Origin of the sequence: Actinoallomurus acaciae, from assembly GCF_042429965.1 — a bacterium.
In the GTDB taxonomy this organism is placed as follows: Bacteria; Actinomycetota; Actinomycetes; order Streptosporangiales; family Streptosporangiaceae; genus Actinoallomurus; species Actinoallomurus acaciae.
In genome coordinates, this window is sequence record NZ_JBHLZP010000177.1 from 1 (window position 1) to 15669 (window position 15669).

Consider the following 15669-nt stretch of genomic DNA (forward strand, 5'->3'; position numbering starts at 1 on the left):
AGGTGACCAACTCACCCGTCTCCAAGATCACCTTCAGATGCGCCCCACCACACGCACCCTTGACCGCGACGATCTCCTCGAAAACCTTCGCATAATCACCCGCCAGGAACGCGCCCCGATCGATCACCATGTCGATCTCAGCCGCACCATGCACCACCGCACGGCGGGTGTCGGCCAGCTTGGCCTCCAACGGCGCCCGCCCCGAAGGAAAACTCGTGGCGACACTCGCCACCCCCACACCACTCCCCGCCAAAGCATCTACGGCTTCAGCGACCAGATCGGAGTACACGCAGATCGCAGCGACCTTGGGCACACTCGCATCGGCCGGGTCCGGATGCATGCCCTTCACACACAACGCCCGCACCTTACCCGGCGTGTCACCACCCTCCAGCGTGGTCAGATCCACCATAGAAATAGCGAGATCAATCGCCTCCGCCTTCGCCGACTTCTTAATCGACCGAGTAGCCAGACGAGCAGCCCGCTCCTCCACACCACCTGATCAACACCCGGCAACCCGTGCAGGAAGCCGCGCAGTTCGGCCGTTGTCGTGATGTCGTCGGACGGCGTTACCAAGTCAGGCACGACCACCCCTTTGTTCGAGGATCCGGTTGAGGACAAGCGCCGCCACGAGGATGAGGCCGGTCACGACCATCTGGAAGAAGGAGCTCAGTCCGAGGAGGTTGAACAGGTTCTGCAGCACCGACAGCAACAGGACCGCGATGAAGGTGCCGAACACACCGCCCCGGCCGCCGAAGAGGTTCGTTCCGCCGAGGACGACCGCGGCGATGGCGTCGAGTTCGAGTCCGTTGAACGCCGTCGGTTGCCCGATCGTCAGACGCGAGGTGAGCAGGATGCCGGCGAGTGCGGCGAGCAGGCCGCTGATCGCGAAGACGGCCGTGGTGACCGCCCGTACGGGAAGGCCGGACAACCGTGCCGCCTCCCGGTTGCTGCCGACCGCGTAGACGTACTCGCCGAAGGTCGTGCCGCGCAGTACCAGCGCGGCGATCACGGTGACGCCGATGAAGATGAGGCCGACGATCGGGACGTATCCGATGAAGCCCCCACCCAGCAGGCGGAAGCCCTCCGGCAGGTCGCCGCCGCTCGGCGTGCCGTTGGTGAGCAGGTAGGTCAGGCCGCGGATGCTGGTGAGCCCGGCGAGGGTGGTCATGAAGCTCGGCAGTGACAGGTAGGCCGACAGGCCGCCCATGACCAGGCCCGCGACCGCGCCCGCCACGAGCGTGATGACCAGCGCGAGCACCGCGTTGGTGCCGTGCGAGATGAGGATGGCGACCAGCATCCCGCCGAAGGCGGCGGTGCTGCCCACCGACAGGTCGATCCCGGCCGTCAGGATGACCAGGGTCATGCCGATGGCGACGATCCCGGTGAGGCTGGACTGCTGGAGCAGGTTCCCGATGTTGCGCGTGGTGAGGAACTCCGGGGCAAGGACGGAGGCCACCACGCACAGCAGGATGAAGACCAGAAGCAGGTTGGAGTTTCGCAGCACGTCGAGGCTGCGGCGCCTGGAGAGGGCGCGGGCACCGGCCCCCGCGAGCGCGGGCTCGTGCGTGGTCTGGGTCATGGCGTCGCTCCGGTGATGATGGTGTGCGCTATGTCGGTTTCGGGGGTCGTCCTTGGGTCGAACCGAGCGATGTTGCGACCTTCGTGCAGCACCCAGACGCTGTCGGCATGGGCCGTCAGTTCGCTGAGCTCGCTGCTGGCGATCAGCACCGCGACCCCGTCGTCGGCGAGGCGGCGCACCTGGCGGTAGAGGTCGGCCTTGGCACCGACGTCCAGGCCCCGGGTGGGCTCGTCCAGCAGCAGCACCCGCACACCGCGGGTGATCCACTTGGCGAGCACGACCTTCTGCTGGTTGCCGCCCGACAACTGGCCCACCGGCTGGTCGGGCGAGGCGTACTTGACCCCGAGATCGGCCAGGACCGAAGCGGTCATCCGTTTGCCGCGACCGCGGGGCAGCACCCAGCCGAGCGCGGCGACGGCGGCGTTGCGGGCCACCGCCAGGCCGAGGAAGAGCCCCTCCTCCTTGCGGTTCTCCGGCACCAGGGCCAGTCCGGAGCGCACCGCGGTACGCGGGCCGGCCACCCGGAGCCGCCGATCGGCCAACCGGGCGTTCACCTCGCCCCGTACCGCGCCGAACAGCGCGCTCAGCAGCGTCGTGCGTCCGGCCCCGGCCAGGCCGGCCAGGCCGACGATCTCGCCGGGCCGTACGTCGAGGCCGGCGACGTCGAGGATGTCACCGACGCGCACTCGTTCGATCCGCAGCAGCGGCTCCCCCTCAGGGGCGGGCCGGTCCGCGCGGCGCATGAGGTCACGGGCCTCCCCGATCATCGCGGCGACCAGTTCGTCGTGGCCGGTCGTCCGCAGGTCGAACACGTCGACGCTGCGCCCGTCGCGCATGACGGTCGCCCGGTCGCCGATCTCGGTCACCTCGTCGAGCCGGTGGGAGATGTAGATGACCGCCCGCCCCTCGGCCGTCAGGTCGCGGATGACCGAGAAGAGGACCCGGAGTTCCTCCGCGCCGAGCGTCGCGGACGGCTCGTCCATGACGATCACCTTGGCGTCACCGGTCAGCGCCTTGGCGATCGCGGTGAGTTGCTGGGAGACGATGGGCAGGTCGCGGACCCGGTCGCCGGGGGCGAAGTCGCCACCGACGCGGCGGATGTACTCGGCCGCGGCCGCCGCGCGCTGCCGCCTCCGTACGAACGGGCCTCGCGCCGGCGCGTGCCCCAGGAAGAGGTTCTGGGCGACGGTCAGGTCGGGGGCGAGATCGAGCTCCTGGTAGATGACGCTGATCCCGGCCGCGAGCCCGTCCTGAGGGTTGTTCAGCCGCAGTGGCGTCCCGTCGAGGTGGATCTCACCGGCCTCCGGACGGTAGGAGCCGGCGAGGATCTTCATGAGCGTGCTCTTGCCCGCACCGTTCTCGCCGAGCAGGCAGTGCACCTCGCCCGCGCGTACGGACAACTCGGCACCGTCGCAGGCCAGGGTGCCGGGAAAGCGCTTGACGATACCTTTCATCTCCAGGAGCGCGGTGCTCAACGGTCCCTCCTTCCGGGGACCCGCCGGTCGCTCATGCGGCTTCCAGCAGGTGTGCGGCGGTGCGGTGGTCGGTGATGAGGACGTTGCAGATGCGGCTGGCCACGACCGCGCGGCACACACGGTGCTTGGCGGTCCCGGCGACCACCGCGATCGAGTGCTCGCCCGCCCGCAGGTCGTCCAGCGGCAGCCCGAGCGTGCGCCGGTCGAGCCCCTCGTCCACGATCCGTCCCCGGGCGTCGATGAAGCGACTGATGACGTCGCCGACGCCACCCGCCTCGGCGAGCGCGTCCACGTCCTCGGCGGTGAGGTACCCCGACTCCACGAGAACCGAGTCGTGCGTCATGGCACCGGGGCTGAACAGATACGTCCCGCAACGGCGGGCCTGCTGCAGGACGCCCGCGACGGACCGGTCGCCCTCCAGCGCGACCCGCGTGGCCTCCTGCTCGACGATGGCGGGCACGGGCAGCAAGGTGACGGTTCCGTCGCCGTGATGGGCGATACGGCTCGCCATGTCGGAGGCCGAGGTCGGCCGCCGCGACCGGCTGAGGCCGCCGTTCACCTGCACCACCTGCACGCCGCGGTCCCAGCCGGAGGGAATGTGCGCGGCCACCGCGTCGAGCGTGCGCCCCCAGGAGACGCCGAGGGAGCGCGGCGCCGGGCGTAGGTCGGCGAGGTAGCGCGCGGCCGCCCGCGCCACTCGATCTCGAAGCTCCAGGTCGTCGGCGGTCCCGTCGACGGGCACCACCACCGCCGCGCGCAGACCGTACCGCTCGATCAGCGCACGTTCTTCGGCGCGGCGGCGATGGTCGGGGTGCACGATCTCGATCCGGACGATGCCCGCCGTACGCGCCTCGGCGAGCAGGCGGCCGACCTTCCAGCGGGTGAGATGCAGCTTGCGGCCGATCTGCTCCTGCGTCTGGTCGCCTTCGTAGTACATCTCGGCGACCCGCAGCAGCAGAGCCTCGTAGGCGGGGTCGTCGCCGGGCATCAGCCGTCTCCCCGCGGTGCGCTGAGCAGGTGTGCCACGTCGCGTGTCGCGGCCGTGGCCTGCCGGTACACGGCGTAGCCCGCCTCGTAGACCGCGGAGGACGACGGTTCGACCAGTGTCGTCTCAGGGGTGAACGCCGCCGACGCGGTGACCAGGTCCGGGTGGACGCCGGTCGCCGTCGCGGCGATGATCGCGCAGGCCCGCAACGTGAGGTTGTCGCCGACGACGAGTCTCAGCGGCCGGCCCACGACGTCGGCGGTGGTCTGCAGCCACAACGGGTTGTGCCGGATGCCGCCGGAGACGTAGATCTCCTCGACCGGGACACCGGCCTCGATGAAGGACTCCAGGACCTGGCGAGTGCCGTAGGCGACCCCTTCGACCGCCGCCCGGTACAGCTGCGGCCCGGTGGTGCCGAGCGTCAGTCCGAGCACCGCGCCGCGCAGACGGGGGTCGCGCAGCGGTGTCCGGTTGCCCATGAAGTAGTCGAGGACGACGAGCCCGTGCTCGCCGGGCCCTACCCGTGCCGCCTCGTCCATCAGTTCCGGCAGCCGTTCGCGCGGTACGCCGAGCAGGTCCTCGCTCGCCCAGCGCAGGACGGAGCCCGCCGAGACCTGACCCCCCTCCACCAGCCAGTACCCGTCGCGCAACGCGTCCGGGTAGGGCCCCCAGACGGTCGGGGTGAAGACCGGGGTCTCGATCTCCGCGACGAACGCGTTCGAGGTGCCGCACACCACCGAGATCCGCCCCGGCGCGAGGTCGCCGGTGGCCAGGAGCGACAGGTGCGCGTCGATGCCTCCCACCGCGACGACCGGGCGTCCGCGCAGGCCGAGCTCGGCACGGACCTCGTCCGTCAGCACGCCGGCCGGCGCGCCCACCGGCAGCACCGCCGGCGGCAGCTTGTCGGCCAGGTCCGGTACGCCGAGGTCGGCGTACAGCCCGGCCGGGTACCCGCTCCCCCGCGGATCGTGGTTGGACTTGCAGCACGCGTTCATGCGGGACGCCACCCACGTGCCGGTGAGCCGCCACGTCAGGTAGTCCACCGCCTCGACGATCCGGGCCGCCGACCGGTAGATCTCCTGCTGGTTGCGGGCCAGCCACATCGCCTTGGGAACCAGCCACTCCACGGCGTCGGCGCCGCCGGAGTAACGCAGCACCTCGTGACCGGACCGCGCGGTCAGGTCGGATTCGGCACCGGCGCGGGCGTCCATCCAGAGGATGGCGGGACGCAGCGGCCGGCCGTCGTCGCCGACCACGACGACGGTCGAGGCGGTCGTGGCCACGCCCACGCCCGTGACCACGGGGTCGCCCGCCTCGCTCAGCGCCGTCCGGGTGGCGTGGACGACGGCGCGCCACCAGTCGTCGGGGTCCTGTTCGGCCCAGCCCGGCCGCGGGTAACGCGTGGCGTAGCCGTGCTGCCCCGTGCCGAGTACGGCACCGTCCGCCGCGAAGACGGAGACGCGCGCCCCCTCCGTACCGAGATCGATCCCCAGCAGTGTCCCCATGCCTAGTCCTCGTCCGGCCTGAACAACACCTTGGAGCTGAAGATGGAGCGCTCGCCGAGCCGGCGGATCGTCTCCGGGAGGGCACCGAGACCGAGATCATGCGTGATCATGAACTTCCAGCGGAGCGACCCGGCGGCGATCGCGTCGGCCGCCGCCCGCCACTCGTCGCCGGGGAACGGCGCGGAGAACGAGTTCCAGGCACCGTGCAGGCTGATCTCGCGGCGCAGGAAGTCGTTGAAGGTCGGCTTGGCGAGCTCGACCGGGGCATGCGGGATGCCGATGAACGCCGCCTCGCCGTGCCGCGCGCACAGCGACGCGGCCAGGTCCACGGTCGCGGGCGTTCCCGCCGACTCGATCACCACGTGGTAGCCGTCATCGGCGAGGTCGCGGGCCTGCTCCGTCGTGATCGCCGTATGCGTCGCACCGGCCTCCCGTGCCAGGGCGGCCCTGTTCTCGTCCACGTCGACCGCCAGGATCTCGGCCGCTCCCGCCAGGTGGGCCCACTGGACCGCGAACAGTCCGATCGGACCGGCGCCGATGACGGCGACCCGGTGGCCGATGCCCAGCCGGGTCCGCCAGATCGCGTGCAGCGCGATGGCGGCGGGATCGAGCATGGCGGCCGCGGCCGGCGGCACCCCATCGGGCACGGTGAACAGGTTGGCCGACGGGACGGCGACGTACTGCGCGTAGGCGCCATCCCGCCTGCTGCCGAAGTAGTCGTAGTCGAGGCAGAGGCTGAACTGTCCCTGCTGGCACGGCGGGCAGGCGAAGCACGGGATCAGCGGCGGCACGGAGACGAGGTCGCCCTCGGCGGCCCCGGTCACGCCGCGCCCCAGGGCCACGACGCGTCCGGAGAACTCGTGCCCGCAGATGATCGGCATACGATGCGCACCGGCGCTTGTCATGCGGGCGATATCGGAGCCACAGACGCCGCAGGCCTCGACGTGAACGAGTGCCTCACCGGGACCGGGGTCGGGTCGTGGGACCTCCTCGACACGGATGTCGCCCGGTGCGTGGAGAACTGCGGCACGCATCGTCTCAGACACGATGCTCCCTTCTGATTCGGCGGTCAGCTCTGGGCGTGGGCGAAGACGTCGCTGCCGACGTATCCGGCGGCATTGGACGGGTCGACCAGCGCCGTCCCGGCGTCGACGTAGGAGGGCACGTGCTGTCCGCTGTGCTCGTTCATCGCGGTCTGCACGGCCAACTGGCCCTCGTGGATGGGGTCGTTCAGCGCGGTGGCGATGTACTGGCCGCCGGCGATCGCCTTCACCGCCTCCATGAGGCCGTCCACCCCCGCCACCTTCACGTCGGTGCGCCGGTTCTCGCGCAGCACCTGCAGGGCGCCCAGCGCCATGTCGTCGTTGTGCGCGTACACGGCCTTCACGTCGGGGTTCGCCTGGAGCAGGTCCTGCATGGCGGCGACCGCCTTGGACCGGATGTAGTCGCAGTACGGGCCCTTAACGATTTTGATCTTGGGGTTCGCGGCCACGGCCTGGTCGAAGCCCTTGCTGCGGTCCCGCGCCACCGCGCCGCCCGCGTCGCCCTGGATCTCGATGATCTTTCCACCGGCCGGCCCCAGCGCCTTGGCCACCCGCTCGCCGGACAACCGGCCCATCTTCACGTTGTCCCGGCCGACGTGGGACACCGCGCCGGAGGGCACCGGACGGTCGACCGTGATGACGGGGATGTGCGCCGACTTGGCCGCGGCCAGCCCGGGGGCGACGCCCTTGGGGTCGACCGGGTTGATCAACAGGACGTCGACGCCGCGCGTGATCAGATCCTGGATGTCGTTGTTCTGCTTCGTCACGTCGCCGTTCGCGTCGGCGAACATCAGCTTCGCGCCGGCCTTCGTGGCGGCCTGCTGGGCTCCGTTCTTCAGCTGAACGTAGAACGGGGACTGCTGGGTGACCTCACTGAACCCGATCACGACCTGATGGTCCTTCTTGTCGCTCGCCGCCGACGAGCCGCCGGGGCTGGTCGACACCGAGCATCCCGCCGCGGCCACCACGAGCCCCGCCACCATCCCGATAACGGATGTTCTACGCATCATGCCCTCCAGGTCTCGAGCTGGCCATGACGGTAAGTGACCACTTCATACGAGCGCAACACATGCGTAATACTTTGCTCATGTGAGCGTCACCCGGTTGACCAGGGAGAATCAAAGAGGTGAGCCCGTGCGGGCCGATGTGTTGGGGCCGCTCGTCGTCCACGGCGAGGCCGGGGAGATACCGACCGGGGCGCACCGGTCACCACCGCAAGCCTGATCGAGGAGCTTCGGGACGGGGACGCGCCGGTCAGCGCCGCCGCGACCTACGTGGTCGTCGGTCCCGGCGGGTTTCATCCTCGGGTCGGCGGGTCAGGCCTTCCGTCCGACGGCGCCCAGTGTCGCGACGTCGCCGCGGCGTTCGAACGGCGTGGGGTCCGGCCGCCAGTCGGCGATCGGCACCGCGCCGGGTTCGACCAGTTCGAGGCCGTCGAAGAAGCCCCTGACCTGCGCGGCCGTACGCAGGTGGTACGGGACCGCGCCGCTGTCCTTGTAACGCTCGTGCGCCTCGGTGTGTCCCTCGCCGGCGCTGAGGCTGTCGGCGAGCGCGAGGTAGCTGCCCGGCGGCAGGGCGTCCAGCAACCGGCTGACGATCGAGTGCGCCTCGTCGTACTCGGCGACATGCCCCAGGACGCCCATGAACATCAGCGCGATCGGCCGGTCGAAGTCCAGCGTCTCGGCCGCGCCGCGCAGGATCCGCTCGGGGTCGCGCATGTCGGCGTCGAGGTAGTCGGTGGCCCCCTCAGGCGTGCCGGCGAGGAGCGCCCGCGCGTGCGTCAGGACCAGCGGGTCGTTGTCGACGTAGACGATCCGGCACTCCGGCGCCACGCCCTGCGCCACCTCATGGGTGTTGTCGACCGTCGGCAGCCCCGTACCGACGTCGAGGAACTGCCGGACGCCCACCTCGCCCGCCAGATAGCGCACGGTACGCGCGATGAAGTACCGGACCTCACGGGCCACGTCCACGATGCCGGGGAAGACCTCCCGGTACCGATCCCCGGCCTCGCGGTCGACGGCGTAGTTGTCCTTACCGCCCAGCCAGTAGTTCCAGACCCGCGCCGAGTGCGGCACCGAAGCGTCGATCCTGGCCGACGGCCCATCGCCGGAGGTCATCGGAAAGCTCTCCTCGTACGGGGATCACGACGTGATGACACCTTACGGGCACGCGCTCTCAGCGTTTTTGCTAGGCGTCGGTGCCGCCCGGCTTTTCGGGGAGCCGGCGTTGTTGGATCCCGGTCTCATCCGTGGATGTCGAGAGGTTCTTTTTCACCGCGTCGAGAATGGTCAGTCCCTGGCCGACGAGGCCGGCGGCGATCTCGCCGAGGCCGTCGGCGCCGTTCAGGATATTGACGTTCGCGCCGGAAAGGCCGCTTGCCGCCTCCCTGACGATCTGTGGCAACTGGTCGATGAGCATCCGATCAAGTGCCACGCGGTCGTGGGAGGCCGCGGCCTCAGCCTGGATCTTCATCCGCTCGGCCTCGGCCTGAGCCAGGATGCGGACCCGCTGCGCGTCGGCCTCCGCCGGCCTGACGACCTCGGCCACCAGCTGCTGCTGGCGCAGCTCGGCCTCGCGCGCGGCCAGTTCCGTCTGGGCGGCGATGACCTCACGCTGCGCCTGGGCCTGCGACAACGGTCCGGCTTGCCCGGCCTCGGCCTGTGCCCGGTCCACCTCGGCCTTGTACGCCGCCTGTACGACGGCGGTCTTCCGCGCGTACTCGGCCTGGTTGCGCTCCGACTCCTGCTGGGCCTCGGCCGCGGCCTGGGTCGCCTGCGCCTGCGCGATCTGTGCCTGCCGCTGGATCGCGGCGGTGTGGGGAGCCGCCATCGCGTCGATGTAGCCGGTGTTCATGTCGTCGATGGACTGGATCTGCAGCGAGTCGACGGTGAGGCCGATCTTGGCCATCTCCGCCTTCGAGCCGTCGAGGACCTCGATCGCCAGCTTCTGCCGCTCGGTGACGATCTCCTCGACGGTCATCGAACCGATGATCGAGCGCAGGTGACCGGCGAAGATCCGCCCGGTCAGGGTCGACATCTGATCCTGGTCGGACAAGAACCGCTGTCCCGCGTTGATGATGCTCTCGGCGTCGTTCCCGACCTTGAAAGCGATCACCGACCGCACATTCAACGCGATGCCCTGCTTCGTCACACAGGTCTCCGACACCTCCGCCTCGCACATTGCCAAAGTCAGGAAGCGCACCTTGCGGAAGACCGGCAATATGAAGGCACCATGACCGGTGACGACGCGGAAGGGCGCACCGTTGCGACCGGCCCGGCCTCCGGAAATCAGCATGGCCTCATCGGGGGCCGGAACACGGTAACCGAACATCGCTCGTCTCCTCAGCGCTGCGACAGGGAAATCCTCATGAGAAGGACCCTTTGAACTGGAACGGTGTCAAGCCGACCTCGTCCAGGAAAATGTGACCCGCGAGCTTCGCGCGAGGCTACGCCTGGTGAGCCCTTTGACGCTAGCCGGCATCATGGGCGACCTCATCCGACAGTGCGTCCCATTTGATGACGTCGACCGTTCTGGCGCCGCGAGATTCTATGATCAGCACCGTCGTGTCCTTCGGAAGCGGGGTTTGCGACCACGCCAGATAGGTCTCGGACCCACCCCGTATCTTGACCAGGGCCTCCCCCGGACCGGCCGGCCCACGGGTGCCGACGATGAGGACACCGAGGCGACCTATGCAGGACTCGTCCCGTACCACCGGCACCCCCTCGGTCACGCCGTGAAGCCCACCCCTCACACTATCGGGATCCGGGCATCGCCTATTGACTTGCCCTTGGCGACCTGTCAGCGTCACTGATGCCGATGACAACGTTGTCAACAAACGAGCCCGGACACCGATGTCGGCAACGCCGCGTACAACTACGACGCGACGACCATCACGAGTTTCAGCCAGGTGCAACGCGAAGGCCACGACCGCCCCCAAGCTGATCGTCGATGTGACCGACGTGTGGGGCCAGACCTTCGCGAGCGACGTACGGGTCGTCGGCGACCGGATCCAGGGCTCGGTGACGAGCGGTTCCTTCTGCGGTGACGGGCGGCCGAGCCGGTACACCCTGTACTTCAGCATGCGGGTCTCACAGCCGATCACCGATGTCGCCACCTGGAACCGGGGCGAGAAGGTCCCGGTCGAGGGGCGTACGGCGGCCACCGGCGACGCGGTGATCTCGCTCGCGCCCGATCCGACGGCACCGGTCGTCACGACCACCGGCATCTCCTACGCCTCGATCGACGGCGCCGAGGCGAACCGGGTGGCCGAGACGGCGACGCGCACCCCGGGCAGGGCGAAGTCCTTCTACACCGACCTGTACCACGGCCTGCTGCACCCGTCGGTGGCCGAAGACGTGGACGGTACTTACCAGGGCTTCGACGGCAGGCCGCACAAGGTCGCCGCGGGCCATGACTACTACCAGATGCTGTCGCTGTGGGACACCTACAGATCCCAGAACCAGCTGGTCGCGCTCCTCGAGCCGCAGCGGGCGACCGATGTGGCCCGTACGATCCTGGACGTCTATCGGCAGGCCGGGTGGGTGCCGCGGTGGGCGCTGGGTCAGGCCGAGACCAACGCCACGAGTGGCGACCCGGTGACTCCGTTCGTCGTCTCGCTGTATTCGCGTGGTCTGCTGGACCACGAACTCGCGAACCGGCTCTTCGCCGCGCTGTGGAAGAACGTGAACGAGACGCCGCCCCCGGCGACCGGCATCAACGGCCGCGCCTACAACCCCGACTACCTGTCGAAGGGATATGTCCCCTCCGAGGACTTCCCGGGCGAGGCCGCGTCGGTCGGCCTCGAATACTCACTGGCCGACTGCGCGCTCGGCACGATGGCCATCGGGCTCGGCAGGACCCGCGAGGCGAAGGTCCTCCGGCCACGCTGTGAGGCGTTCAAGAACATCTGGAACCCGGACGCCACCTCCAAGGGCTCTACCGGCTTCCCCCAGGTACGCGCCGCCGACGGCGGCTTCGTGCCGACCGGCGATGTGGTCGACGGCACGGGCTTCAAGGAGGGTACGGCGTGGCAGTACCAGTGGCTCGGCGCTCAGAACCAGCCGCCGGCGATGCCCGGAGCGATCCCGCCGTCCAGGGCGCCCGCCGAGTAGAGGAATCGCCGGGTCGGCTTCACCGGCGGCCTGAGGAGACTCCTCTGCTCCCCCAACGTCACTGCGGTTGAACTTTGTTAACCTGGGTTGAACGCGGAGTGGCGGCGCCGCCCGGCCAATGGCGGAATGCGTGCGTTATCGATCGGGAGGGCCCGGCTGGCATGGAGGCAACGACGAGTGCGGCTCCCGGCGAGCGCGTCCGCAGGCGGTTCGCGGTGTTCGATCGGCTCACGTATCTGAACAGTTGCTCCCAGGGGGCCCTCGCGGACTCGGTGCGCGCGGCCTATGAGACCTACCTCGACGAGCTGGAGACCGAGGGCTCGTCCTGGGACCACTGGGTGGCCCGTGCCGAACGGGCACGTGCCGCCTTTGCCCGTGTCCTGCACGCCGCCCCCGACGACGTGGCGGTCACCACGTCGGCCTCCGCCGGGGTCAGCGCGGTCGCATCGGCCTTGGACTTCGGCGAGCGGGACACCGTGGTCACGACCGATCTGGAGTTCCCGACCATCGGTCAGATCTGGCATGCGCAGGAACGCCGGGGCGCCAAGGTCGTGCACGTACCGGCGGAGCCCGACAACACGCTTTCCCTCGAACGGCTCGCCGCCGCCATCGACGAGCGCACCGCGATCGTGTCCGTGACACACGTCTCCTACCGGAACGGGAGCCTGCTCGACATCGGGGAGATATCCCGGCTCGCGCATGAGCAGGGCGCCCTGGTGCTCGTGGACTCCTTCCAGGCCGCCGGTGCGGTGCCCATCGACGTCGACGCCCTCGGAGTGGACTTCCTGGCCGGAGGCGCCCTCAAGTACCTGCTGGCCTCCCCCGGTGTGGGCTACCTCTACGCGAATCCCGCGACGACCGGGCACCTGGTGCCGACCGCGACCGGCTGGTTCGCCGACGAGGACATCCACGCGATGCAGATCGGCCGGTACCGCCCGTCCCGCACCGCGCGCCGGTTCGAGTCCGGAACCCCGCCGATCCCGCCGATCTACGCCGCCATCGCCGGCGCCGAGCTGATGCTCGAGATCGGCATCGAGCGCACCGCGGATCATGTTGCCCGGCTGAACGACCACTTGATCGACGAGGTCGTGGCGCTCGGAGGGATGGTGGTGACCCCGAGCGGACGTTCGCAGCGAGGCCCGCTGGTCGCGGTGGCCGCGACCGATGCCGAGGGACTCGTACGGCGGCTCGCGGCGGACGGCATCGTGACGTCCTCCCGCGCCGGGAACGTCCGGATCTCAGCGCACTGCTACAACACCTCGGCGGACATCGAGCGGCTCCTCGTCGCGCTGCGCGCACACCGCGAGTTGCTTCGCACGCCCTGAAGGACCGGGAGCCGGGGCGCCGTTCAGCCGTCCGCCGCGGACACGTGCTCGGCCGGACCGGCCGTGCCGCTGTCCATCAAGGGAGCGTTCGGCTCCTGTCGTCTCCTGGAGATCAGGAGATAGGCGACGAGCAGCACGGCGAAGAACGGGATGCCGGCCTTCCACGCGGACGTGAGGCCGTTGATGAAGGCCGTGGAGACCAGAATCGCGAGCAGCGCGACGGCGGCGATCCCGGTGGTGATCGGCGCGCCCCACAGTCGTATCGGGGACGGCGGCAGGCCCTGCTCGGCGCGGCTCCTGCGGAACGCGACGTGCGTGGCGAGGATGAGGATCCACACGATCAGCGCCCCGAACACCGAAACGCCGAACAGGATGAGGTACGCGCTGTTCGCCGAGTCGACCGAGAGGTACGCGGCGATCGCCAGGCCGAGGCCGGACAACATGATCGCGCGGCGTGGCACACCGTCGCGGCCGAGTCCGCCCAGCCAGGCGGGTGCGTGCCGGTCGGCGGCGAGCGCGTGCAACATGCGCGTGGTGAGGTACGTGTTGGCGTTCGCGCTCGACAACGCCGCCGTGAGCACCACGAAGTTCATGACACCCGCGGCGGCCGGGATGCCGGCGATGTCGAAGAGACGCACGAACGGACTGGCGGTCACGTCACCGCCCTGGGCGGTCTGCGTCCAGGGCACGATGGTCACCACGACCGCGATCGCCAGGCAGTAGAACAGCGCGAGCCGCAGCACCATGCGGCGCGCGGCGCGCGGAACGTCGCGGGTGGGGTTCTCCGACTCGGCGGCCGCGACCGCCACGACCTCGGTGCCGATGTAGCTGAAGATGACGAAGACGAACGCGAGTCCCAGACCGGAGAAGCCGTGCGGCATGAAGCCGCCGTGGCCGCTGACGTTGTGCGTGCCGACCGCGGGGTGGCCCGGCAGACCGAGGAAGATGTATCCCACGCCGAGCAGGATGAACACGATGATCGCCGTTACCTTGATCATTGAGAACCAGTATTCGAGGCGGCCGAAGAAGGAGACCGCGATCATGTTCACACCGAGGACGACCGCGGAGAAGATGATCACGGGCAGCCACAAGGGGAGATGCGGCCACCAGTATCGCGTGTAGATCCCGGCGGCGATGACCTCGCCGCCGACCGCGATGACCTGGATCGTCCAATAGGTCCATCGCACGACGAACCCGGCCCACGCCCCCAGATACTGCCGGGCGATCGTGCCGAACGATCCGGCGGCAGGATGGATGACCGCCATCTCGGCCAGCGACCAGCCGATGACGAGCGCGATCAGCGCGCAGGCGACGTAGGCGACGATCGTGGCCGGCCCGGCGTTGGAGACGGCCAGGCTGGATCCGAGGAACAGCCCCGTCCCGATGGCGCCGCCGAGCCCGATCATTGAGAGCTGACGACCGGTCAATGACCGGCGAAGTTCGTCGTTCACGATCGTCGACACCCCTTAAGGTCGATCCCGTGTCCGCGCCGGACCGGTGACCGGAGGGACGCAGCGTCCCTGAGGCGGGTGTTTCAGTTCTACTGAATCCCGTTCATGCACATTGAACGTGCACGCTATTCAGCGGCGGCTACCGGTGTCAATGGGTGCCTCGCGGCCTCAGTAGCTGGGAGGAGTGACGCTGACCAGGAACTTCACCGGACCATCGCTCTCGTTGAGGTAGCGATGCGGCCGGCGGGAGTCGAGGTAGCAGGCGTCACCGGACTCGAGTTCGTGGCGTTCGCCGGCGAGCTCGATCACCAGCCTGCCCTCGGTGACCAGGACGCACTCCTCCGATGGATGGCTCCACGGGGTGGCCGACGATGCCCCGCCGGGCTCGAGGGTGCCCTCGAGCATCTCCAGCCGCCCATGGCCGGGAGACAGACGGGAGTACACGATGCCGCCGTTCGGCGAGCGCACCAGGCTCCGGCGGTCGCGCCGTACCACCGCCACCGCCTGTCCCTCCTCCTGGCTGAACAGATCGAACAAGGGCACCGACAGCGCGCGGGCCAGCCTCCGCAGCGTCTCCAGGCTCGGATCGGTGAGGTCCCGCTCGACCTGGCTGATCATTCCTGTCGAGATCTCCGCCGCCTCGGCGAGCTGCCGCACCGTCATGTTCCGGGCCTGCCGCAGTTCCCGGATCCGAACCCCGATCACGCAACCGACTGTAACGGCCGGTCCGGGCGGCCGCGCCGTTTCCAGCCTCCCCGCCCCGTGACCGATGACGAGACGGCTCTGCCGAGGCCGACCAGGACCGGTCCGCTGAGGCGCTGACCCCACGCCCGTACCCGGCGGGAGGCGATGGCCTGCTACGGGCCGCGGCGATGATCAGACGGGTGGCGACTCGTGCGGGTCGCACGGGAGCTCCACGCGCAGGAGCGTCGGGCCGCCGTCCGGGCTGGACAGCAGCATTCTGCCGCCCGCGACCGCGACCCGGTCGGCCAGCCCGGTCAGGCCGGTGCCGCGTCGCGGGTCGGCGCCGCCGTGGCCGTCGTCACGGATCTCGATCGTGAGCACGTCGTCGTGCCGGCGGACGGTCACGCTCGCGCCGGTCGCGCCGCTGTGCTTGGCGATGTTGGTGAGTGCCTCGGCCACCACGAAGTAGGCCGTGTTCTCGATCCGGCCGGGCGGCCGGCCGGGCAGGTGC

General features: G+C 69.6%; 14 protein-coding genes and 1 pseudogene. 2 read left to right on the top strand and 13 right to left on the bottom strand.

Features of this window, described 5'->3' with window-relative positions; genetic code table 11:
* The 10 genes and pseudogenes from deoC to ACFFNX_RS23185 all read right to left on the bottom strand — a co-directional run.
* Positions 1 to 573 (bottom strand): annotated as a pseudogene (gene deoC, locus ACFFNX_RS23140) (2-deoxyribose-5-phosphate aldolase); the annotation flags it as partial.
* Between the two features lies 1 nt (position 574).
* Entirely contained in the window at positions 575 to 1579 is a 1005-nt protein-coding gene (locus ACFFNX_RS23145) for an ABC transporter permease (RefSeq protein WP_378205894.1), read from the bottom strand.
* Entirely contained in the window at positions 1576 to 3054 is a 1479-nt protein-coding gene (locus ACFFNX_RS23150; RefSeq protein WP_378205897.1) for a sugar ABC transporter ATP-binding protein, read from the bottom strand. The genes ACFFNX_RS23145 and ACFFNX_RS23150 overlap by 4 nt, the downstream gene beginning before the upstream one ends.
* Positions 3055 to 3085: 31 nt before the next feature.
* Positions 3086 to 4042: a sugar-binding transcriptional regulator gene (locus tag ACFFNX_RS23155; protein WP_378205900.1), complete on the bottom strand. Its 957-nt coding sequence runs from the start codon at positions 4040 to 4042 to the stop codon at positions 3086 to 3088.
* A complete protein-coding gene (locus ACFFNX_RS23160; RefSeq protein WP_378205902.1) occupies positions 4042 to 5544 on the bottom strand; it encodes an FGGY-family carbohydrate kinase in 1503 nt (500 codons plus the stop codon). The genes ACFFNX_RS23155 and ACFFNX_RS23160 overlap by 1 nt, the downstream gene beginning before the upstream one ends.
* A 2-nt stretch (positions 5545 to 5546) precedes the next feature.
* Complete coding sequence (locus ACFFNX_RS23165; protein ID WP_378205934.1) at positions 5547 to 6578, bottom strand: galactitol-1-phosphate 5-dehydrogenase; 1032 nt, start codon at positions 6576 to 6578, stop codon at positions 5547 to 5549.
* A gap of 35 nt (positions 6579 to 6613) precedes the next feature.
* Positions 6614 to 7570 carry a substrate-binding domain-containing protein gene (locus ACFFNX_RS23170; protein ID WP_378205905.1) on the bottom strand — a complete coding sequence of 319 codons (957 nt, stop codon included), beginning with the start codon at positions 7568 to 7570 and terminating at the stop codon, positions 6614 to 6616.
* A 333-nt stretch (positions 7571 to 7903) separates the two neighbouring features.
* Positions 7904 to 8704, bottom strand: coding sequence for an SAM-dependent methyltransferase (locus ACFFNX_RS23175; protein ID WP_378205908.1), 801 nt, complete (start codon positions 8702 to 8704; stop codon positions 7904 to 7906).
* Between the two features lie 70 nt (positions 8705 to 8774).
* The gene (locus ACFFNX_RS23180) at positions 8775 to 9917 is read right to left on the bottom strand and encodes a flotillin family protein (protein WP_378205911.1); all 1143 of its coding nucleotides are present in this window, start codon (positions 9915 to 9917) and stop codon (positions 8775 to 8777) included.
* Positions 9918 to 10056: 139 nt separating this feature from the next.
* Positions 10057 to 10317, bottom strand: coding sequence for an NfeD C-terminal domain-containing protein (locus tag ACFFNX_RS23185; RefSeq protein WP_378205914.1), 261 nt, complete (start codon positions 10315 to 10317; stop codon positions 10057 to 10059).
* 121 nt (positions 10318 to 10438) lie between these two features.
* Here ACFFNX_RS23185 and ACFFNX_RS23190 point away from each other — a divergent pair, with 121 nt between their 5' ends.
* The gene (locus ACFFNX_RS23190) at positions 10439 to 11698 is read left to right on the top strand and encodes a glycoside hydrolase domain-containing protein (RefSeq protein ID WP_378205917.1); all 1260 of its coding nucleotides are present in this window, start codon (positions 10439 to 10441) and stop codon (positions 11696 to 11698) included.
* 161 nt (positions 11699 to 11859) lie between these two features.
* Complete coding sequence (locus tag ACFFNX_RS23195; RefSeq protein ID WP_378205920.1) at positions 11860 to 13023, top strand: aminotransferase class V-fold PLP-dependent enzyme; 1164 nt, start codon at positions 11860 to 11862, stop codon at positions 13021 to 13023.
* 23 nt (positions 13024 to 13046) lie between these two features.
* Here ACFFNX_RS23195 and ACFFNX_RS23200 read toward each other — a convergent pair whose 3' ends face one another.
* The 3 genes from ACFFNX_RS23200 to ACFFNX_RS23210 form a co-directional block, all read right to left on the bottom strand.
* The gene (locus ACFFNX_RS23200; RefSeq protein ID WP_378205923.1) at positions 13047 to 14474 is read right to left on the bottom strand and encodes an amino acid permease; all 1428 of its coding nucleotides are present in this window, start codon (positions 14472 to 14474) and stop codon (positions 13047 to 13049) included.
* A gap of 168 nt (positions 14475 to 14642) precedes the next feature.
* Positions 14643 to 15179: a helix-turn-helix domain-containing protein gene (locus ACFFNX_RS23205; RefSeq protein WP_378205925.1), complete on the bottom strand. Its 537-nt coding sequence runs from the start codon at positions 15177 to 15179 to the stop codon at positions 14643 to 14645.
* 171 nt (positions 15180 to 15350) lie between these two features.
* Positions 15351 to 15669, bottom strand: a 319-nt coding sequence (locus ACFFNX_RS23210; RefSeq protein ID WP_378205928.1) for a sensor histidine kinase, incomplete at its 5' end; no start/stop codon positions are given.

What these genes read in the sequence shown, in the direction of transcription:
- ACFFNX_RS23155 (WP_378205900.1), bottom strand. Translation starts at nt 4,042, where the DNA reads ATGCCCGGCGACGACCCCGCCTACGAGGCTCTGCTGCTGCGGGTCGCC.
- ACFFNX_RS23190 (WP_378205917.1), top strand. Translation starts at nt 10,439, where the DNA reads ATGTCGGCAACGCCGCGTACAACTACGACGCGACGACCATCACGAGTT.
- ACFFNX_RS23165 (WP_378205934.1), bottom strand. Translation starts at nt 6,578, where the DNA reads ATGCGTGCCGCAGTTCTCCACGCACCGGGCGACATCCGTGTCGAGGAG.
- ACFFNX_RS23160 (WP_378205902.1), bottom strand. Translation starts at nt 5,544, where the DNA reads ATGGGGACACTGCTGGGGATCGATCTCGGTACGGAGGGGGCGCGCGTC.
- ACFFNX_RS23170 (WP_378205905.1), bottom strand. Translation starts at nt 7,570, where the DNA reads ATGGTGGCGGGGCTCGTGGTGGCCGCGGCGGGATGCTCGGTGTCGACC.
- ACFFNX_RS23195 (WP_378205920.1), top strand. Translation starts at nt 11,860, where the DNA reads ATGGAGGCAACGACGAGTGCGGCTCCCGGCGAGCGCGTCCGCAGGCGG.
- ACFFNX_RS23175 (WP_378205908.1), bottom strand. Translation starts at nt 8,704, where the DNA reads ATGACCTCCGGCGATGGGCCGTCGGCCAGGATCGACGCTTCGGTGCCG.
- ACFFNX_RS23145 (WP_378205894.1), bottom strand. Translation starts at nt 1,579, where the DNA reads ATGACCCAGACCACGCACGAGCCCGCGCTCGCGGGGGCCGGTGCCCGC.
- ACFFNX_RS23180 (WP_378205911.1), bottom strand. Translation starts at nt 9,917, where the DNA reads ATGTTCGGTTACCGTGTTCCGGCCCCCGATGAGGCCATGCTGATTTCC.